We start from the raw sequence: 19,877 nt of genomic DNA, 5'->3' as shown, positions 1-19,877 counted from the left end.
TTAATAAACCCTGTTTTCCCAAAAAATTATTGAGAGGGTAAATCACCAAAGCGATCGCGGTATTGTTGCAATAAGGTTTCCATTTCTGCTAATCGTTGTTGAGCATTGTCAGCCCGTTGGCGTTCCTGTTCTAATTGTTCGCTAACTTCTTGATAGGAGAGAAAGGGGATACCATCGGGACGATAAATTTCTAATTCTTCCCCGGATAACTCATAGCGAATGCCTAAACGGGGACTCACCCAACCGTTAATTTCTTCAATTACATCTAAACCCATTTCCCGACGAAACCACCCTTTCAATTGATTCCTGTCCGGGTCATAGATATAATATTCTTCTACTCCATAACGGTCATAAAATAACAGTTTTTTCTCCATATCCGTTTGGGAATTACAAGGAGAAAGAATTTCAAAGACAACTTGGGGAGGAATTCCATCTTCTTGCCATTGTTTATAGGATGGGCGATCGCCTTTAGGTCTGCCCAAAGCAATCATCACATCCGGTGCTTGCACAATTGTATTGCGTCCTTCCACGGGATACCAAAACAAATCTCCGGCGACAAATACATTCGGATCATTTGCATAAAGTTGATCTAAATTCTGTTTAATAATAACAATCCAACGGAATTGTTTTGTATTATCAGCCATTGGTTTACCGTCACTTTCTGGATAAATAATATCAGAAGATGGCAGAGATTGTAGTTGAACCATAACTTTATTTTAGCTCTATCAGTCTAGTGTAACCAATTTATCCAATTTTGGTAACAGATCAGGGATAATAATAACAAGACGATGAGAAATAATAGGATAGTATCGTGGAAATTAAACAGGTGATCATCGCCCATAAAGCCCGAGATCCGTTAAGCAAACGCTGGGCGGAACAATATGCTAAACATTTAGAACAGCGTGGATGTCATGTCTTAATGGGGCCCAGTGGGGCTAAAGATAACCCCTATCCGGTTTTTCTCGCTTCTAGTAATGTTTCCATTGATTTAGCAATTGTCTTGGGTGGGGATGGCACAGCTTTAGCCGCTGCCCGACATTTAGCTCCCGAAGGAATTCCAATTTTAGCGGCAAATGTCGGGGGACATTTAGGATTTTTAACTGAATCTTTTGAAGATGTTGAAAATACGGAATTAGTGATTGATCGACTATTTGAAGATCGCTATGCGGTGCAAAGTCGGATGATGTTACAAGCAACGGTTTATGAAGGAAATCGCACGAATTTAGAACCCGTGAGCGATCGCTTTTTAGCCCTAAATGAAATGTGTATTAAACCCGCTTCCGCCTATCGAATGCCCACCTCATTTTTAGAGATGGAAGTGGATGGAGAAGTGGTTGATCAATATCAAGGAGATGGTTTAATTGTCGGAACTCCCAGTGGTTCCACTTGTTATAATACCTCCGCCGGGGGGCCGATTTTACACCCAGGAATGGCAGCGATTAGTGTGACTCCTATTTGTCCTCTGAGTTTATCCAGTCGTCCGATTGTTTTACCTGCGGGTTCTGTTGTTAGTGTTTGGCCGTTGGCTGACACGGAACATGATACCAAACTCTGGATGGATGGGGTATTAGCCACCTCTATTTGGCCGGGTCAACGGGTGGATGTTTCCATGGCAAATTGTGAGGCAAAATTTATTATTCTGCGGGAAAATTATTCGTTTTATCAAACCTTACGAGAAAAATTACAATGGGCTGGGGCAAGAATTAGACATATTAATAATCATCGGAATTGAAGTGAATAGGAGACTCTCATACAGGATTAACTCGATCAGAATCCGAAATCCTCAAGCTCACCTTTGTAGATGGAGGTATAAAACTTCTATGTAGGTTGAATTGAAGCCAATGGAAACCCGATTGCAACACCTAATCCAAGAATTAGAAGACTTGGTAGAAGGAGAAACAGAAAGTTCAGACCATCCCTGGTTAACTCGAACAGTTTTAGAGCAGTTATTTCATCAAAAATATGGATCTACCCTAGAAAATATATTACAAGATTATGGTTATTTTGACCTGAAAACATTTCTGAGAAAAAGCCATATTTTTGCTATTTATGAAACACCAATTCCTCAAAATTTTTATATTTCTTTACTCCGAAAAACGGTTCCTGGTTATCGCCAATCTTCAATCAACAATCAATCAATGTTTTATACAGTAAAACGTCCTTGGAAAGTTGAGAAAAGTACGATCAAAGATTTGCCGAATCAAGGATATTCTAAAAAATCTGCTAAAGTTTCCCCAAAAAATAAGAGTTCAAAGCCAATCTCTAAAAAGTTTAATCCCACTAATAAAAAAATTCAATCTCAGGATGATTTAAAATTTTGCTTAGTAGAAATAGTTAAATATTTACTATCAAATAACCGAGAAAATTATGTCAAAATTGATGAAATAAACACAATATTTTACAGCAATTATGGTCAGAATCTCAGAGAAGTCAGGTGTAATATTTTTCCCGATATTAAATTGATAGATATACTGCAAACTATTCCAGAACTCAAATTAGAAAAAATACAGAATACTTGGCGGATTACTCTTGGTAAGTAGTCAAACAAAAGTTATTCACTGATCAAGACGAATAAATTTCTCCTGAATTAAATAGTTTAACTTTAACCTTTATGATTTGTTGTAGTTAGGGATGCGTGATTATGGTATTTTCTCGCACCCCGACAACGGTAGCCAGTAATCCTAAACAATAAACTAAGAGCTAGTTTTTTTGCTAGTAGTTGAGGATTTTTTAGTGGTGGTTTTGGTGGTTTTAGCTGTGGTTTTAGAAGCTGTTTTTGTCGTTTTAGACTTACTCCTAGAACTCGAACCCGAATCCGCCTTTGCCGCCAACAATTCCAACGCTTGGGCTAGGGTAAACGCCTCTACCGCCGCATCCTTGGGTAAGGAAGCATTGATTTTCCCATGTTTAACATAGGGCCCATAACGGCCATCATAAACATTCACAGGTTCATCATCTGCGGGATGGGTTCCTAACTCGCGTAAAGGCGGAACTTCTTTTTTACCCCGTCCTCCTCGACCACTGGTTTTCGGTTGGGCTAACAGTTCTAAAGCCCGTTCTAAACTAACGGTTAATACGTCATCAGGGGCTTTCAGCGACCGATAATCCTTACCCTCTTTCCCCTGGTCATGGACAATGTATGGCCCAAACGGCCCCAAGGCGGCTTTAATCTTAGCTTCGGTTTCAGGATGGGTTCCCAACAGTCGGGGTAGGGCCAATAACCCCAAAGCCATTTCCAGGGTGACGTTTTCCTTATCAACGCCTTTGGGAATAGACACCCGTTTCGGTTTTTTACTGTCTTCGGCTTCTAACCCCAATTGCACATAGGGGCCATAGGGGCCGATTAATATATAAATAGTTTCTCCCGTTTCCGGGTGAACCCCTAATTTTTCTGGCCCTTCGGTTTTTTGTCCCACCAATTCCCGAATTACCTCCGGGGTTAAATCCGCCGGAGTTAAATCCTGGGGAATGGAAGCGGTAATCATCTCCTCTCCCGTTCCCGCCTCAATATAAGGGCCAAACTTACCGATACAGACGCGATATTGAATGGGATCATTTTCATCCCCCAACTGTTCTAACTCAATAGTTCGGGCGACTTTGGTATCAATTTTACTGGCTTGGTCTTTAACCTGATTTTCCAGTCCCGCATCGCCTAAATAGAATTTTTCCAAATAGGGTAGCCAAGGAGCTTCTCCGGTAGCAATATCATCCAGGGTGTCTTCCATGCGGGCGGTAAATCGCAAATCCACCAAATCCGGGAAGTATGTTTCTAGGAGGTTGGTAACCGCAAAGGCCGTAAAAGTTGGAATCAGGGCGTTATTTTTTAACTGAACATATCCCCGATCAATAATGGTTCCAATCACGCTGGCGTAGGTACTAGGGCGACCAATGCCTTCACTTTCTAGGGTTTTAACTAAAGATGCTTCCGTAAATCGGGCTGGGGGTTGGGTTTCGTGTCCCACTACATCTAACTTTTTGCAGTCGGGATGGTCACCCACTTTCAGGGGGGGTAATAATACCTCTTGGTCTTCCAAGGCCGCTTCTGGGTCGTCGGAACCCTCCACATAGGCCCGCAGGAACCCGGGAAAATCAATCCGTTTCCCCGTACTGCGGAATCCGGCATCCTCAACCTTTAACTCAACGGTAATATTGGTTTGGCGGGAGTCGGCCATCTGGGAAGCCACGGTACGCTTCCAAATTAAATCATAGAGGTTGAGTTCCGCCCCACTCAGGGCTGTTTCTTGGGGAGTACGGAAAGAACTGCCCGCCGGACGGATGGCTTCGTGGGCTTCCTGCGCTCCTTTGGATTTCGTCGTATATTGTCGGGGTTTGGGACTGAGGTAGTTTTTCCCATATTTTTGTTCCACACATTCCCGGGCGGCGGTAATCGCTTGCTCTGATAAATGCACAGAATCCGTTCTCATATAAGTTATATAACCCCGCTCATACAAACTCTGGGCCGTTTGCATGGTTTGACGGGCACTTAACCGGAGTTTACGGTTGGATTCCTGTTGCAAGGTGGAGGTGGTAAACGGAGGAGAGGGTTTGCGAGTAACGGCCTTTTCCTCTAAGTTGGCAACCGTCCAGGGTTTACCCGATAACCTTTGTTTTAAAGCGTCCGCTTGGGCTTCATCTAGTAAAACGACCTTCCGGCCAGCGGCAATTTTTCCCGTACTTTCATCGAAATCGCTCCCGGTTGCGACTTTTACCCCGGCCAGACTCACCAGTTTAGAATCAAATCGACTCTGGGTATGTTCCAGCAGGGCTTTTAAATCCCAATATCCCCCAGACCGGAAGGCCCGACGCTCCCGTTCTCGGCTGACCAGTAAACGCACGGCCACGGACTGTACCCGGCCGGCGGATAATCCCTTGGCAATTTTTTTCCACAACAGGGGGGAAAGGGTATAACCATAGAGGCGGTCGAGGATGCGGCGGGTTTCCTGAGCATGAACCAGTTCTTCATCAACGGTGCGACAATTTTTTAGGGCTTCACGAATTGCCTCTTGGGTAATTTCGTGAAACACCATCCGTTTAATGGGGACTTTCGGTTTCAGAATTTGGAGTAGATGCCAACTAATACTCTCTCCCTCGCGGTCTTCGTCAGTAGCGAGCACGAGTTCGTCCGCTTCTTTGAGGGCGGCTTTGAGTTCTTTAACAATTTTTTGCTTATCTTTGGGGATAACGTAAATGGGTTCAAAGTTCCCTTCCACATTCACCCCCAATTTAGCCCAGGTTTCTCCCTTATATTCTTCGGGGATTTCCTCAGCAGAGGGTGGAAGGTCACGGACATGACCCATTGAGGCTTCTACCCGATAACTCGATGGTAAGAAGTTGCGAATGGTACGGGCTTTGGTTGGAGATTCAACGATGACTAAAGTTGACATAGCACCTTCTCAGGTTACAGCAAACACCGGACTTGGGGAATGAAGAAAAGCGTTGGGAATTGCTTTTGTTGACAATATTAGCACCACCTTTACCCACAAAACTTTTCACAAACCCTGAAAGGGTTAGGTGAGGGGATATCCACACACTCAGGATATGATTAAATTTTAGATGCACAACTGAAGACAGTTGAAGCTGGATCTGAACGATAGCAAAAATTTCTAGTCAATCCATCACCTAAATAACTATGAGTAATCACCTTCTTGTCATTGAAGATTCAGAATTTGACTCTGAAGTTCTCCAAGCAGAATCACCGGTTTTGGTCTATTTTTGGGCGGGTTGGTGTGGCCCTTGTCGGCTTGTGTCTCCTTCTATGGAAGCGATCGCCACAACCTATAGCGATCGCTTAAAAGTGGTGAAAATGGAGATCGATCTCAATCCGATTACCGTGAAATCCTATAAAGTAGAAGGAGTTCCCGCTTTAAAATTATTTAAAGCCGGGGAAGTTGTCCAGTCCCATGAAGGAGCCATTCCTAAATCTAAATTAATCGATTGGCTAGAAGCTGGTTTATCTGCATAGGAAAAGTTGCTTTTTAAATAGAAACTTTCAAGACCGCTATACACTCCCCTAAATTGGGTCTGAAGCCCTGCTATTAGGGTGGTAGAGGCTCCAGATCTAATTTTTAGGGTTGAAAAACAAAAATAGGTAGACTAAGCCCTGATAAAAAATTATTGCCACTGTCATTCTGAATGGAGCGATCGCGCCATGAAGAATATCGCCATTATCAGTATGCAATTTATTTTATTTTACCGCTTACCATTAATCAGTGAATCGCTTTTCTCCTATCATTTCAAAATCTGGGAAGCCATCACTTTGACTTCTGAATTCATCTTTTCAATTTTAGCGGTAAAAATATTCATAGAGCAATCCTAAATAGGTTGTATAGCAAGAGGCAATAGGGAATAGGCAATCTCGCTATAGGTAAATACTTACTGTGAGCAGCTTTTAGCTTTCAAGAATGTCCTAATAGATGTGGCGACTGCTATAACATTTCAATACCGTTGTTTTATCCTATAATAAATAGGAATGAATAAAAATCCTAGGTAAAACTTAGGGGCTTTAGACTCTTTTTTTGTAATTCATTATGAAATTTGCTAATCGTTTAGACCTATTACGCTCTAATGTTTTTGCTGATATGGATCGAGCTAAAGCCAAGGCTGTATTAGCAGGACAAGATTTAATTGATTTATCCTTGGGTTCTTCCGATTTACCCGTGGCTGATCATATTATCACCGAAATTCAGGAATCTTTATCCGATCCGAGTACCCATGGTTATCTGTTATTTCGCAATACCCAGGAGTTTCGGGAAACCGTCGCCCATTGGTATCGCAACCGCTATGGTATTGCCATTGATCCAGAAACCGAGGTTTTACAATTAATTGGTTCCCAGGAAGGAACGGCCCATCTGCCCCTGGCCATCCTCAACCCGGGTGATTTTGCCCTCCTGCAAGATCCGGGTTATCCCTCCCATCTGGGCGGGGTATATCTAGCCGGAGGTCAAATGTATCCGATGCCTTTACGGGCGGAAAATGACTTTTTACCTGTGTTTGAGGATATTCCCGAAACCGTATTAACACAATCTCGGATGATGGTTTTGAGTTATCCCCATAATCCCACCTCCGCTACGGCTCCTTTATCCTTTTTCCAGAAGGCAGTGGAATTTTGTCAAAACCATGATTTAGTGTTGGTTCACGATTTCCCCTATATGGATTTTGTCTTTCCCCGGGGAGAACAAACTATAGCTGAATTAGCCCCATCTATTTTACAAGCCGATCCGAATAAAACCGTTTCCATTGAGTTCTTTACTTTTTCTAAGTCCTATAATATGGGGGGCTTACGGGTGGGGTTTGCCATTGGTAATGCGGAGTTAATTTTGGCTTTACGCCAGATTAAAGCGGTGGTTGATTTTAACCAATATCAGGGAATTTTGAATGGGGCGATCGCAGCTTTAACCGGGCCCCAGGAGCATATTGCCCAGAATATGGAGATCTTCGCAGCCCGACGGGATGTGTTTATTCAAGCAATGCAGAATATGGGCTGGAATATCCCGAAACCCGAAGCGACCCTCTATATTTGGGCAAAACTCCCTGAGCCCTGGTCAAAGGATTCTATTGGTTTTTGTCAACAACTGGTGGACAAAACTGGAGTCGCCGCTTCTCCGGGGGCAGGATTTGGTAAATCTGGTGAAGGATATGTCCGATTTGCCTTAGTTCATCCCCCAGAGGTCTTAGCAACGGCCGTAGATCGGATTGCCGAATTTCTAAGAACATCCTAACCTACCTTTTATGCTCAGAAAAACCCAGAATCAATCATTTTAAATTATCAATAATTAACTGTAAATTTATTCTGTGCCGGGGTAGGAACAGCTTTTGAACCCGAAATCTTAAAAGTTGTTAATAGATTAAAAATTTAGCTCCCTTCCCCGATACACTCAATAGGCAGATCAGTCCAGAATTCCCAAGCTATTATGTCTAGTACAACCTCGCAACCTTCAAATTCCGATCCAACAACCCCGATAACCCGCCATCAAATTGTGATTGTTGGGGGAGGAGCCGGAGGCATTACCGTCGCCGCCCAACTAATGCGGAAAAATTCTAGCCTCGATATTGCCATTATTGAACCCTCAGATAAACATTACTATCAACCCGCTTGGACGTTGGTGGGTGGGGGAGCCTATGACATTGAAGATACAATTAAGGATGAAAAGGACTGTATTCCTCCAGGTGTCAAGTGGATTAAAGCATACGCGGATAAATTTGAACCCGAAAATAATTTAGTGATTACAAAAGATGGTCAACGGATTAATTATCAATACTTAGTAGTTTGTCCGGGAATTCAAATTGATTGGCATTTAGTTGAGGGATTAAAAGATGCGATTGGGAAAAATGGTGTTACCAGTAATTATTCCCTGGAATATGCCCCCTATACTTGGGAATTGTTGAAGAATTTTAAAGGGGGAAATGCAATTTTCACCTTTCCCTCCACACCGATTAAATGTGGAGGAGCACCCCAAAAAATTATGTATTTAGCCGATGATACTTTCCGCAATAATGGGGTACGGGAAAACAGCCGGGTGATGTATTGTACGGCGGTAGCTAAAATGTTCCCAATTCCGGGCTATTGTGAAGCCTTGGAAAAAGTGGTGGAACGTCGGAATATTGAAGTAAATTATAAACATAATCTCAAAGCAATTCAACCGGAAACAAAGGAAGCCATTTTTACGGTGACAACGGATAACGGTGTGGAGGAAGTCAGGATTAAGTATGATTTCATTCATGTCACACCGCCTATGAGTTCTCCTGATTTTATTAAGAATAGTCCCTTAGCAGTGCAACCTGGAGGATGGGTGGATGTGAATAAAACCACGTTACAACATAATGTTTATCCGAATGTTTTTGCCTTAGGAGATGCGTCTTCTTTACCGACTTCTAAAACGGCGGCGGCAATTCGCAAACAAGCACCTGCTTTAGTGGAAAATCTCTATGGTTTAATTCATGCTCAAAAACTAACGGGAAGTTATGATGGTTATACCTGCTGTCCGTTAATTACGGGTTATGGAAAAACAATTATGGCGGAGTTTACATACGAGAATAAACCCGACTCTAGTTTTCCCTTTGATCCTACACAAGAACGCTATAGTATGTGGTTAGCCAAGCGTTATGTTTTACCTTGGTTATATTGGAATCGGATGTTAAAAGGCGCGCCCTTTGAAGCGGAGCGTTTGAAGAAGTTAACCGGTAAATAACGTAGTAAGCCCTTTAGGGCTTCCATAGACAGTTGACTATGAACAGTCAACCGTCAACCATCAACCATTTAAAACTCAATAGTTTGTGGCGCTCTGGGGAAAGGAATTATATCCCGAATATTCCCCATCCCCGTCATAAATTGTACCACTCGATCAAATCCTAATCCGAATCCGGCGTGGGGGACGGTTCCATATTTTCTCAATTCCAAATACCACCATAATTCCTCTGGGTTTATTCCTAAAGTTTTCATGCGGTTTTCTAACATTTCTAACCGTTCTTCCCGTTGGGAACCTCCGACAATTTCTCCAATCTTAGGAGCTAAAACATCCATCGCCCTAACGGTTTTTCCGTCCTCATTTAAGCGCATATAAAAGGCTTTAATTTCTTTGGGATAGTCCGTGACAATTGTGGGCTTTTTAAAGTATTCTTCCGCTAAATAACGTTCATGTTCTGATTGTAAATCCAACCCCCAACTCACCGGATATTCAAACTGTTTATCCGCTTTTTCTAAAATTGCGATCGCTTCGGTATAAGTAATTCGTCCAAACTCATTATTAATAATATTATTAGCCGTTTCTAATACCGATTTATCAATCCTTTCATTGAAAAATTCCATGTCTTCAGGACATTTTTCTAACACCGATTTAAAGATATGTTTCAAGAAATCTTCGGCTAAATCCATATCCCCTTCTAAATCACAAAAAGCCATTTCTGGTTCAATCATCCAAAATTCGGCTAAATGGCGAGAAGTATTAGAATTTTCCGCCCGAAATGTCGGCCCAAAAGTATAAACATTGCCAAAAGCCATCGCCATAATTTCCGCTTCTAATTGCCCACTTACGGTTAAATAAGCTGGTTTTCCAAAGAAGTCTTGACTATAATCTACTTGTTGAGATTCTGTTAGGGGAATATCCTTTAATTTGAAATTAGTTACACTAAACATTTCCCCCGCTCCTTCACAATCACTGGAAGTAATAATCGGAGTATGAACCCATAAAAAACCCCGTTCTTGGAAAAATTCATGTACCGCCGAAGCACAGGCATTTCTCACTCGAAAAACTGCCCCTAATGTATTAGTCCGGGCGCGTAAATGCCCAATTTCGCGGAGAAATTCAAAGGAATGACGTTTTTTCTGTAGGGGGTAGGTTTCGGCGTCTGCATCCCCATAAACCTTAACTTCAGATGCTTTTAATTCTATCCGTTGTCCCTTGGCGGGAGACTCGACTAATACCCCGGAAATTTCTACCGAAGCACCTGTATTTAGTTGTTTTAAAATATTTCCATAGTCGGCTAAATCGGGATTTAATACTACTTGCAAATTAGCTAAAGCTGAACCATCATTAACTTCTACAAAGGTAAATTCTTTTAATTCCCGTTTGGTTCTGACCCAACCCTGAATTGTTACGATTTCGTCAGGTTTACCAGTTCTCAAAAGTTGAATAATTCTACTCACGGTCATGTTGTTTTATCCTTTTGGCTACTATAGCAATCCACACCGAGGTTATAATATTTTATGGTAGGGGTTGGGTCTTCCAACCCTCTTTGCACTGGGTTAGGAGACCCAACCCCTACGATAAAATGCTACAACCACTACACGGATTGCTATATATTATTCCTAGATTAGCGAAAAATGGAGCGATCGCCAATAAAATAACATTAATTAACTAAATCCATGTTCAGCTAAAAACTCTGGGGTAATTTCTGTTAAGGCGGAAATAGCGGAAATACTATCATAACTTTCAACGGAATTCAAGTTTCCTTTGAGATAACTTTGTAAAAACTTACCAACATATTTTCCTAAAATATCCGCTTCAATATTAACCCAACTTCCCGGTTGTAAATAGCGTAAATTCGTTTCTTGATAACTATGGGGAATCACCGCCACTTGAAACCAATTACCCTCAAGATCACAATCAGAAATTGTTAAACTAATCCCATTGACCGCAATGCTACCTTTGGGCACAATATAAGGGGCAATTTGACGTCGCCAAATATTGCTGGCATTAACGGGAGCACCAAACCGCATTTCCCAAGAACTTGCTGTCGGAATCACGGACTGGAGACAACCGACTCCATCAATATGACCCGTAACAAAATGTCCCCCTAACTTACTTCCGGCTCTCAGGGACGTTTCTAAGTTAAAATAACCATCTAAACTCTGTCCCAGTTTTGTCCGATTTAAAGTCTCAGGAGACGCCGTGGCGATAAACCCCTTGTCCCGAATTTCTACCACCGTCAGACAAACTCCATCCACTGCTACACTATCGCCGATGGCCAAATCCTGGAAAATTGAGTCTACATCTCCCAAAACGCAACTAATTTGGAATTGATCTTGTCCTATAGGTTGAAGGGTTGCCAGCGCTTGAATGAGTCCTGTAAACATAGAGCAGTTAGTTGTTAAAGGTTGAGGTGTTGATGGTTGAGGTGTTCACGCTTAACGGTTAATACCTCAACGGCTAAAATCCAATGTCGATTCCGACAAAAATCAAGGCATACTGGAATAAAGTCGGTGTGAGTGTGTATCGCTTAACCACTGAGTTTGTCGGGAATATTTGATAGAGAGGCTAATAAACCCAATGATTGAAATGAAAGTCGCTGGAATTGCACTCGACGCGGCTACACGCAGCCCCATTATTCTACTGCGAGATGCAGTCGAGAGACGTGCTTTACCGATTTATGTGGGCCAGGATCAAGCCAAGTCCATCCTCGGTGCTTTAGAAAATCACAAACCACCCCGACCCCTGACCCATGATCTATTTGTTAATCTTCTCGAAACTTGGGATATGACCCTGGAAAAGATTATCATTCATTCCTTGCAAGATAGCACGTTCTATGCAGTGTTAATTGTGCGTCAAGGGGAAATCAGGAAGGAAATTGATGCTCGTCCTAGTGATGCCATTGCTATTGCTTTACGCACCGATAGTCCCATTTGGGTGATGGAGGAAGTGATTGCAGATGCTTCTATTCCCGTGGATAGGGACGCGGATGAGGCGGAAAGACGGGCGTTTCGAGACTTTATCTCTAACTTGAGTCCTTCGGATTTAATCAAACGTTCAGAATTGAATAAAACCGATGAAACACAATAGGAGAGAGGGGGGAGCAGGGGGAGCAGGGGGAGCAGGGGGAGCAGGGGGAGCAGGGGGAGCAGGGGGAGCAGGGGGAGCAGGGGGAGCAGGGGGAGCAGGGGGAGCAGGGGAGGCAGGGGGAGCAGGGGGGAAATGCGTCTTGTACTTGCTAATAACCAAAAACTAATAATAACTAATAAGCAAGAGTTAATCATCAACTAATCATCAATATATCAATAATGCGTTATAGGCGGTTTGGGAAAACGAACCTGGATCTTTCTTTATTTTCCTTGGGTACAATGCGTTATTTAGCATCTCCAGAAAATGCCTGTTTAACAATCAAAAAAGCGATTTCTCTAGGGATAAATCATATTGAAACCGCACAGGGTTATGGTCAAAGTGAGTCTTTTTTAGGGGCGGCAATATTGGGGGGTTTATCCCTGGAGCGATCGCAATTTTATATTACGACTAAAATCACCCCCAATTCTAACCCAGATGTGTTAGAAAAAAAAATTGATCAATCCCTAGAACGCCTGAATTTAGATTACCTAGACTGTCTAGCAATTCATGGAATTAATACCAGAGAACACCTAGAACAAACCCTTCAAGGATTATCAGGAGTTGAGAAAGCGATCGCCGATGGTCGAGTTCACCATTTAGGGTTTTCAACTCATGCTCCCCTTGAAATCATTTTAGAGGCAATTCAAACAGATTTATTTCAATTTGTCAATCTGCATTATTACTATTTCTTTCAAAGAAATGCGATCGCCCTTGAGTTAGCGGCTCAAAAAGATATGGGGATTTTTATTATTTCTCCGATGGATAAAGGTGGACAACTTTATGCTCCTCCAGAAACCTTAAAAAATCTCTGTGAACCGATTTCTCCCCTAATATTAAATTACCGATTCTTATTAAATGATCACCGGATTACAACTTTAAGTTTAGGGGCGGCGACCCCCGAAGAATTAGATAACCCTTTTTTAAAAGTAGCTGATAACGATATTGAATTAACCTCAGAAGAAATAGCCATTTTTCAAAAATTAGAAACCCAAAAAATAGAACGTTTAGGAACAACAAAATGCAGTCAATGTGATCAATGTTTACCCTGTCCAGAACAGATCAATATTCCCGAAGTATTACGGTTAAGAAATTTAGCCCTGGCTTACGATATGATCGAATTTGGCAAATATCGTTATCAAATGTTTGAAAATGCCGGTCATTGGTTTCCAGGTAATAAAGCAAATCGTTGTAACGACTGTGGCGACTGTTTACCCCGTTGTCCTGAACAATTAGACATTCCCACTTTATTAAGAGATACCCACGAACTGCTGAAAGGGCAAGAAAGAAAACGACTTTGGGAATAAAAATTATCTTCCTTCGTCTCTTTGTGGTTCATTTAATCATATCATAATTTATGAATTTTATCAATAAATTAGCTAAAATTTTTATCTATATCTTGATTTTTAATAGTTTCATTTATCCAGTGCGATCGCAAACATCTCCAGAAATTTCTCTGAATAAACCTACCAAACACTGTTTTTCAGAAGATGCTGTTTTACCCTTTCCTCCCCTATCTCAAACCGAACCAAGCATTCCTAATCTTTGGTTAGCCGAAAAACTCTATGAAGACAAAGTTATGAAAACTTGGTATATTGAAGATGGTGTTGTGCAACTTTCACCTAATCTTTATTTAGATTCTTTTATAACATTAGTAGTAGACCGAGAAAAATGGAATGCAGAACAGTATTTAGGACAATATGTACTGGTCAATCGATTTGCGACCGTAGCTCAAAGTTATGGTTATAATTTGCGAGTTTGTAACCTTCAAGGGGATTTACTTGCCTATTATTACTGTGATTTTACCATATCTCCTTTAGAGTGTAAGGTTAAAATTCGATCTACTGGTTTAAGAAGACGGGATTTTAAATAATTGTAAAATTAATTTTAATATTTGGATCAAGGGATAACCTATAAAAAGTTTTGAATCAACAACAAAATATTACTCTGAATCAATCGATCGCACTGGCTAATTTATTTCACGTCGATTCTAGTTTATTTCTGTTTAATTAACACTATTTACCAATACAAAACCGACTAAATATCCGATCTAAAACCGATTCTGTAACTTCTTCTCCCGTGACTTCCCCTAACGCATGAATCGCACCTCGGAGATCAATTGTCCAGAAATCAAAGGGAAGTTGATCATTAATGGTTGTTTCCACCTGTTCTAAACACAATTTAGCACGGGTTAAAGCGGCGGCTTGACGTTGGTTAATGGCAAACTCCAAATTAGCAGCTTGAATATTTCCTCCGTAAACTGAATTTAATATTGCTATTTCTAAATCTGGAATACCTTGATTTAACCCGGCTGACATAGAAACTATCTCAATATTTTCTATCATTAAACTGTGAATTATGGTCTGTTTCAACTCCTCTAATTGCTCTGAATGAACCTGATCAATTTTATTAATTATAACAATAAAATGACGGTGTTTGATCTGTTGATAAATCTCTAAATCTGCTTCCGTCAAACCCACAACAGCATCTAAGGTGAATAACACTAAATCGGCAGATTGGGCGGCTTGATGCGATCGCTCAATACCAATTTTTTCCACTTGATCTTCCGAGTGACGAATTCCGGCGGTATCTAAGACTTGAATTGGGATTCCTCCCACAACTAATTGCGATTCTACCACATCCCGAGTGGTTCCAGGTAAGTCCGTAACAATGGCGCGATCGCTCCGACTCCAAGCATTTAATAAACTCGATTTTCCCACATTCGGACGACCAACAATTGCAACTTTTAACCCGGTTCTTAATAGTTCTCCCGTGTCAGCCGTTGCTAAAAATTGCGATAATTGTTCTAAAACTTGATGAATTTGGGCGATAATTTCTGACTCATTTAACGGGGGCAAATCTTCCTCAAAATCCACTCTGGCTTCAATTTCAGCTAAAATATCTAAACAGGTTGCCCGTAATTCTCGAATCGGATGGGCTAATTTTCCTTGTAATCCTGCTAAAGCTGTTTGTGCGGCCGCAATGGATTGAGATCCGACTAATTCCGCTACACTTTCGGCTTGGGTTAAATCTAATCTACCATTTAAAAAAGCTCGCAGGGTAAATTCTCCGGGTTGTGCCAATCTTGCCCCTAATTCTATACACAATTGCAAGACTTGTTGAACCGCAATTATCCCCCCATGACAGTGAAATTCTACCACATCTTCCCGGGTATAGGAACGGGGAGATAACATTAATAATAACAACACTTCATCAATGTTTTTTTTAGTTTGGGGATGGCGAATATACCCATATAAAATTCGGTGACTTTCCCAAATTTGTCGTCCGGGAGTATCAAACAACTGTTGGGCAATCGATTGAGCTTCACTCCCCGACATCCGCACAATTCCGACACTTCCCTGTTGCGGTACAATAGCCGTGGCGATCGCCACAATTGTTCCCCCAGTTCCCAAAAATTCAGCCATTTTTTCCCATTGATAACATCAATTTTATCTGTAATTTTAACGTAAAAAATATTAAGCAATAGTCAATAAAAAGAGTTCACCCCCCCCTGCCCCCCCTGCCCCCCCTGCCCCCCCTGCTCCCACTGCTCCCTCTGCCTCCTACTTACCCTCCACAAACCTGTTCAATCAACTCCACAACTGCACTGCGAGTTAGTTTGTCCTGACCCTCTGCTAATACATTTAAAGTGGCATGGGCCAAAGCTAGAGGAATTCGGCAAAAATCCAAGGCGGGGCCAGAGGGTAACGCCTCGGTGTAGGCATCTGCTAAGGCTAAATTCCGTTTTGCATAGCTGTGCATTTGTTCCGATGTCCAACCTTCGGGAAAGAAATCCACCCCTCGACTCCCATCATCCTTGTAATTCCGCAGAATATTCACCGCCTGTAACCCTCGACCAAATCCAATGGCATGAACTCGGTGCGTTTGTGTACCATCGTACCAAGCCCACAAATCCGACAACAACAGCCCCACAGCCCCCGCCACACCGAAGGTATATTGATCTAACTCCGCTTCGGTTTCAATTAGCCAATTGCGTTCAGCCCAAAACGCCATCCGGTCAGCCATCGCCGCCGTTGCATCCCAAATCCGAGGGCCAATTCGTTCCGGGGCTAATTTAGCCCATTCTCCCACCCGTAGGGTGACTTCTTCCAAGGTTTCCGTATCGGAAAATTCCGCAAACCAATCATCCACAATGGTTTCTCGACACACCGCCGCTTGAAAATTTTGGCTCATCCTATGCAGCAATCGGGCTTTTGTGGCATTATCCAAACCGGGATGATCTTCAACTTCATCAATCGCCCGCATACACAAATACGCAGACGCCACGGCTTCTTGGAGCAAAGGAGGTAAACGATTAATGGGGATATAAAACGTTCGACTTGTATCTTGCAGGACGGACAGGGGATCTTTTTGCCAATTCATTCATTTAACTCCTCACACCAAGTTAGCCCTTTAATTGCTGTACTTTCGCGCTCGATATTGTACACCGGAATCGGTCTCATACTCCAAAGCGGAATCTGGACTTCCCTAGGCTATCATCGAAAAAATGGGTAGAAACCCCGTCGTTCTAAGACGGCTTTGTGTTAGAATGTGGATGGTCACTGACCCACCCGTGACGATGGATTCAGACAGCCTAACGAGCGAAGCCCAGTTGTACTGGCGGCGCAGAAAAATCGGTAGACCGGGAAAATGAGGATAGGGCAATGGGCAGTCCACCCCTAGAATCAACACAAACTTCAGAATTCTCTTTTTGAGACTTCGACACATAAGAACCGCAGGGCTGGCGGGGATAGTCTGTGGAGCGAACATAAGACCAGAAAACTCCTTGTGGGTGGAGGCAGTTGCTGGGAAGCAGAAACCTAAATCGTGAGGTTTGGGAATCACCGTCCGTTTTACGGCGGTGAGGATGTCAACTTGTCAGTAACAGTGTTGATCAGATAAGCTGTAGTCAGGGTAAATCTCCAAACGTAACACTATGCTGCAAGCGGCGACGCAGAATCAAGGTGCTATTGGGACGCCAGCGAAGTTTGATGTTGAACTTCGCAAAGTGTTCAAAGTTTTTAATGGGGAAACGGCTGTTCGTGGCGTGGATCTCGATATTCGTCGAGGAGAATTTTTTAGTATTTTGGGGCCATCGGGTTGCGGTAAAACCACAACACTGCGACTGATAGCCGGGTTTGAAATGCCCTCGGCCGGAGAAGTCCTAATTCGGGGTCAGTCCGTTACCCAAACTCCCGCCTATCTGCGTCCGGTGAATACGGTATTTCAGAGTTATGCCCTGTTTAACCATTTGACGGTTTGGGAAAATATCGCCTTTGGACTTCGGCTAAAACGCCTCATCAAGCCGGAAGTTGAGGAAAAAGTTCGGGAAGCCTTAGCTTTGGTCAAAATGGAGTCCTTTGCTAACCGTTATCCCTCTCAACTATCCGGGGGTCAGCAGCAACGGGTCGCTTTAGCCAGGGCTTTAGTTAATCGTCCGGCGGTATTATTATTAGATGAACCTTTAGGGGCTTTGGATTTAAAACTGCGGAAACAAATGCAGGTAGAACTCACCAATCTCCATCGCAATTTGGGTTTAACTTTTATTATGGTTACCCACGACCAAGAAGAAGCCATGAGTCTGTCTGATCGAATTGCTGTGATGCACGATGGCAGAATTGAACAAATTGGCAGTCCTAACGAGATTTATGAATATCCTCAAACTCCTTTTGTTGCCGATTTTATTGGGGATACCAACCTATTTCGGGGTACGGTTGAAGGTGTCGATGCTACCAGTTTATTTATAGTTACAGAAACCGGATTAAGTATTGAAATTCAACAGATTGAAATTCCAGGTATTCAACTCCCCCAGCAAGATTTAAGAACAGGTGCATCGGCGGTTGTTAGTGTGCGTCCTGAGAAGGTGACATTGAGTTTTTATCCCGTGGGCAACTCGGTGAATTGTTTTGAAGGTCGTTTATTAAATACAATGTATTTGGGAACCCATATTCAATATGTGGTGAAATTATTATCAGGGGAAAATGTGATGGTTCGTCAATCTAAAACCTTCGATAGTTTACCCGATAGCAATACCCCCATTTATGTCTGTTGGGGAACAACGGATTGTTTAGCACTACCCGACCAAAAATAAACCCGTAGTAAGTCCTTCAGGACTCTCTTAACTCTCAACTCCATTGAATTTAGATAGCCCGATTTTGCCATACCAAAAAATTAAAAACAAACCATTAAACTGTTAAGCAGTTAAACTTTATATTCTAGCCGTTGATAGTGAAACCCTACAGGTTTAGATATGAAAACTTCAGAAAAACTGTTTTTTCTTGCCTTACTTCCTCCTCAACCTATTCAAGATCACATTACGGAAATTAAACATTATTTTGCTCAAACCTATAATAGTTGCCATGCCTTGAAATCTCCTCCCCATATTACTTTACAACCCCCGTTTAAATGGTTAACTGAAAACCTGCCAACTTTAGAACAACATTTAACAACATTTGCCATTAATCATCCCCCTATTCCGATCACCTTATCGGGGTTTAATGCTTTTCCTCCGCGTGTCCTGTTTGTAGATGTAATCAAAACACCAGAATTAATTCATATTCAACAACAGTTAATGGATAATTTAGCACAACAGCTTAATATTGTTGATGAAGTTTCTAAAAAACGTTCGTTTTCTCCCCATATTACCGTCGCTTTTAAAGATTTAAGTCGAATAGCTTTTAAAGCCGCATGGCTAGAATTTGCCCAACGTCAGATTTATTTCGAGTTTATTGTCCCTCAATTAACTTTATTAATTCATAACGGACAAACCTGGAATATCAAAACCGAGTTTCCTTTCCTTAATCTTGATTCTCGTCTGTAGTCTATTATTGGCCATTTGATAAATTTTTCGCCGATTTCCAGGGAATTTACTTGACAAAATCCCCCGGACGAGATACAATATTTATAGGGTTGACATGGGCATACGCTTGACTAATTGTTCAACACAGGCACAAATCAAAATCAAGGATTAAAGTCACTCGAATCCTGACGGTAGTTAGGTTGTGGCAACAAAAAAAACGAGTATGGAGGGACTCGAACCCCCGACCCTCAGGACCGGAACCTGATGCTCTATCCACTGAGCTACATACCCACACTTTTATTAATGTAGCATATTCTTGAGAAAATATCATTTTATTTTGGGAATTATGGACTCAATCCACATTTCAGGGATTCGCAGCTACGGCTACACCGGATATTTACCCGAGGAACAGGTTTTGGGACAATGGTTTGAAGCCGATATCACCCTGTGGTTAGATCTAAGACCCGTGGGGAGTAGTGATGCGATCGCCGATACCCTCGACTACCGCCAGACCATCAAAACCGTTGAGAACGTGATTAAAACCAGTAAGTTCGCCCTTTTGGAAAGATTAGCCACGGAAATTACCGACACCCTATTACAACAACCCCGAGTGGAAAAAGTGCGGGTACAGTTAACCAAACCCGCCCCCCCCATTCCTGATTTTAGTGGCAAAATCCAAATTGATATCACCCGTTAAGTGATCAGTTATCAGTCATCAGTTATTAGTCATCAGTTATTAGTCATCAGTTATTAGTCATCAGTTTACT

17 protein-coding genes and 1 tRNA gene are annotated in these 19,877 nt (G+C 42.2%); 11 read left to right on the top strand and 7 right to left on the bottom strand.

The window, feature by feature from the left end:
* Positions 1–26 precede the first annotated feature (26 nt).
* Positions 27–707: a Uma2 family endonuclease gene (locus tag AC2D3N_RS02190; protein ID WP_484692634.1), complete on the bottom strand. Its 681-nt coding sequence runs from the start codon at positions 705–707 to the stop codon at positions 27–29.
* A 104-nt stretch (positions 708–811) separates the two neighbouring features.
* On the opposite strand from AC2D3N_RS02190, the gene AC2D3N_RS02185 reads away from it, so the two are divergent.
* Entirely contained in the window at positions 812–1,732 is a 921-nt protein-coding gene (locus AC2D3N_RS02185; protein ID WP_079677289.1) for an NAD(+) kinase, read from the top strand.
* A 109-nt stretch (positions 1,733–1,841) separates the two neighbouring features.
* A complete protein-coding gene (locus AC2D3N_RS02180; protein WP_484692633.1) occupies positions 1,842–2,540 on the top strand; it encodes a hypothetical protein in 699 nt (232 codons plus the stop codon).
* Positions 2,541–2,693: 153 nt separating this feature from the next.
* Here the strand turns inward: AC2D3N_RS02180 and topA are convergent, their stop codons facing one another.
* On the bottom strand, positions 2,694–5,384 hold the full coding sequence (topA, locus tag AC2D3N_RS02175) for a type I DNA topoisomerase (RefSeq protein ID WP_484692632.1): 2,691 nt from the start codon (positions 5,382–5,384) through the stop codon (positions 2,694–2,696).
* Between the two features lie 245 nt (positions 5,385–5,629).
* On the opposite strand from topA, the gene AC2D3N_RS02170 reads away from it, so the two are divergent.
* The 3 genes from AC2D3N_RS02170 to AC2D3N_RS02160 all read left to right on the top strand — a co-directional run bounded on the left by AC2D3N_RS02170 (position 5,630) and on the right by AC2D3N_RS02160 (position 9,188).
* On the top strand, positions 5,630–5,962 hold the full coding sequence (locus tag AC2D3N_RS02170) for a thioredoxin family protein (RefSeq protein ID WP_079677286.1): 333 nt from the start codon (positions 5,630–5,632) through the stop codon (positions 5,960–5,962).
* A gap of 565 nt (positions 5,963–6,527) precedes the next feature.
* The gene (locus tag AC2D3N_RS02165) at positions 6,528–7,718 is read left to right on the top strand and encodes an LL-diaminopimelate aminotransferase (RefSeq protein ID WP_484692631.1); all 1,191 of its coding nucleotides are present in this window, start codon (positions 6,528–6,530) and stop codon (positions 7,716–7,718) included.
* Positions 7,719–7,910: 192 nt separating this feature from the next.
* On the top strand, positions 7,911–9,188 hold the full coding sequence (locus tag AC2D3N_RS02160; RefSeq protein ID WP_484692630.1) for an NAD(P)/FAD-dependent oxidoreductase: 1,278 nt from the start codon (positions 7,911–7,913) through the stop codon (positions 9,186–9,188).
* Positions 9,189–9,256: 68 nt separating this feature from the next.
* On the opposite strand, the gene asnS is transcribed toward AC2D3N_RS02160, so the two are convergent.
* Together asnS and ribE are read right to left on the bottom strand one after the other, a co-directional pair.
* Positions 9,257–10,648 (bottom strand): asparagine--tRNA ligase, encoded by a 1,392-nt coding sequence (gene asnS / locus AC2D3N_RS02155; protein ID WP_484692629.1) that lies wholly within the window; start codon positions 10,646–10,648, stop codon positions 9,257–9,259.
* Between the two features lie 201 nt (positions 10,649–10,849).
* A complete protein-coding gene (gene ribE, locus AC2D3N_RS02150; protein WP_484692628.1) occupies positions 10,850–11,572 on the bottom strand; it encodes a riboflavin synthase in 723 nt (240 codons plus the stop codon).
* Between the two features lie 193 nt (positions 11,573–11,765).
* On the opposite strand from ribE, the gene AC2D3N_RS02145 reads away from it, so the two are divergent.
* The 3 genes from AC2D3N_RS02145 to AC2D3N_RS02135 all read left to right on the top strand — a co-directional run bounded on the left by AC2D3N_RS02145 (position 11,766) and on the right by AC2D3N_RS02135 (position 14,184).
* A complete protein-coding gene (locus AC2D3N_RS02145) occupies positions 11,766–12,275 on the top strand; it encodes a bifunctional nuclease family protein (RefSeq protein WP_079677341.1) in 510 nt (169 codons plus the stop codon).
* A 218-nt stretch (positions 12,276–12,493) separates the two neighbouring features.
* Positions 12,494–13,618 (top strand): aldo/keto reductase, encoded by a 1,125-nt coding sequence (locus AC2D3N_RS02140; protein WP_484692627.1) that lies wholly within the window; start codon positions 12,494–12,496, stop codon positions 13,616–13,618.
* Positions 13,619–13,668: 50 nt separating this feature from the next.
* Positions 13,669–14,184: a hypothetical protein gene (locus AC2D3N_RS02135; RefSeq protein ID WP_144017663.1), complete on the top strand. Its 516-nt coding sequence runs from the start codon at positions 13,669–13,671 to the stop codon at positions 14,182–14,184.
* A gap of 142 nt (positions 14,185–14,326) precedes the next feature.
* Here the strand turns inward: AC2D3N_RS02135 and mnmE are convergent, their stop codons facing one another.
* Entirely contained in the window at positions 14,327–15,736 is a 1,410-nt protein-coding gene (mnmE, locus tag AC2D3N_RS02130; RefSeq protein ID WP_079677339.1) for a tRNA uridine-5-carboxymethylaminomethyl(34) synthesis GTPase MnmE, read from the bottom strand.
* A 142-nt stretch (positions 15,737–15,878) separates the two neighbouring features.
* Positions 15,879–16,694: a squalene/phytoene synthase family protein gene (locus tag AC2D3N_RS02125; RefSeq protein WP_484692626.1), complete on the bottom strand. Its 816-nt coding sequence runs from the start codon at positions 16,692–16,694 to the stop codon at positions 15,879–15,881.
* A gap of 553 nt (positions 16,695–17,247) precedes the next feature.
* Here AC2D3N_RS02125 and AC2D3N_RS02120 point away from each other — a divergent pair.
* Together AC2D3N_RS02120 and AC2D3N_RS02115 are read left to right on the top strand one after the other, a co-directional pair.
* Positions 17,248–18,402: an ABC transporter ATP-binding protein gene (locus AC2D3N_RS02120; RefSeq protein ID WP_079677337.1), complete on the top strand. Its 1,155-nt coding sequence runs from the start codon at positions 17,248–17,250 to the stop codon at positions 18,400–18,402.
* Between the two features lie 159 nt (positions 18,403–18,561).
* On the top strand, positions 18,562–19,131 hold the full coding sequence (locus AC2D3N_RS02115; protein WP_484692625.1) for a 2'-5' RNA ligase family protein: 570 nt from the start codon (positions 18,562–18,564) through the stop codon (positions 19,129–19,131).
* Positions 19,132–19,328: 197 nt separating this feature from the next.
* Here the strand turns inward: AC2D3N_RS02115 and AC2D3N_RS02110 are convergent.
* A tRNA-Arg gene (locus AC2D3N_RS02110) sits at positions 19,329–19,401 on the bottom strand.
* Positions 19,402–19,456: 55 nt separating this feature from the next.
* On the opposite strand from AC2D3N_RS02110, the gene folB reads away from it, so the two are divergent.
* Positions 19,457–19,807: a dihydroneopterin aldolase gene (folB, locus tag AC2D3N_RS02105; protein ID WP_026794359.1), complete on the top strand. Its 351-nt coding sequence runs from the start codon at positions 19,457–19,459 to the stop codon at positions 19,805–19,807.
* The last annotated feature ends 70 nt before the right edge of the window (positions 19,808–19,877 follow it).

The sequence above is a fragment of the Planktothrix sp. PLAVEN19ND genome, from assembly GCF_057220675.1.
The sequence above is the reverse complement of the archived record's forward strand: the minus strand, read 5'-3'. Positions and strand labels throughout refer to the sequence as shown.

Excerpts from the sequence above, each read along its gene's own strand:
- AC2D3N_RS02135 (WP_144017663.1), top strand. The coding sequence starts at position 13,669 with ATGAATTTTATCAATAAATTAGCTAAAATTTTTATCTATATCTTGATT.
- topA (WP_484692632.1), bottom strand. The coding sequence starts at position 5,384 with ATGTCAACTTTAGTCATCGTTGAATCTCCAACCAAAGCCCGTACCATT.
- AC2D3N_RS02125 (WP_484692626.1), bottom strand. The coding sequence starts at position 16,694 with ATGAATTGGCAAAAAGATCCCCTGTCCGTCCTGCAAGATACAAGTCGA.
- AC2D3N_RS02140 (WP_484692627.1), top strand. The coding sequence starts at position 12,494 with ATGCGTTATAGGCGGTTTGGGAAAACGAACCTGGATCTTTCTTTATTT.
- ribE (WP_484692628.1), bottom strand. The coding sequence starts at position 11,572 with ATGTTTACAGGACTCATTCAAGCGCTGGCAACCCTTCAACCTATAGGA.
- AC2D3N_RS02160 (WP_484692630.1), top strand. The coding sequence starts at position 7,911 with ATGTCTAGTACAACCTCGCAACCTTCAAATTCCGATCCAACAACCCCG.
- AC2D3N_RS02120 (WP_079677337.1), top strand. The coding sequence starts at position 17,248 with ATGCTGCAAGCGGCGACGCAGAATCAAGGTGCTATTGGGACGCCAGCG.
- AC2D3N_RS02170 (WP_079677286.1), top strand. The coding sequence starts at position 5,630 with ATGAGTAATCACCTTCTTGTCATTGAAGATTCAGAATTTGACTCTGAA.
- AC2D3N_RS02190 (WP_484692634.1), bottom strand. The coding sequence starts at position 707 with ATGGTTCAACTACAATCTCTGCCATCTTCTGATATTATTTATCCAGAA.
- AC2D3N_RS02165 (WP_484692631.1), top strand. The coding sequence starts at position 6,528 with ATGAAATTTGCTAATCGTTTAGACCTATTACGCTCTAATGTTTTTGCT.
- folB (WP_026794359.1), top strand. The coding sequence starts at position 19,457 with ATGGACTCAATCCACATTTCAGGGATTCGCAGCTACGGCTACACCGGA.
- AC2D3N_RS02115 (WP_484692625.1), top strand. The coding sequence starts at position 18,562 with ATGAAAACTTCAGAAAAACTGTTTTTTCTTGCCTTACTTCCTCCTCAA.
- asnS (WP_484692629.1), bottom strand. The coding sequence starts at position 10,648 with ATGACCGTGAGTAGAATTATTCAACTTTTGAGAACTGGTAAACCTGAC.
- AC2D3N_RS02180 (WP_484692633.1), top strand. The coding sequence starts at position 1,842 with ATGGAAACCCGATTGCAACACCTAATCCAAGAATTAGAAGACTTGGTA.
- mnmE (WP_079677339.1), bottom strand. The coding sequence starts at position 15,736 with ATGGCTGAATTTTTGGGAACTGGGGGAACAATTGTGGCGATCGCCACG.
- AC2D3N_RS02145 (WP_079677341.1), top strand. The coding sequence starts at position 11,766 with ATGATTGAAATGAAAGTCGCTGGAATTGCACTCGACGCGGCTACACGC.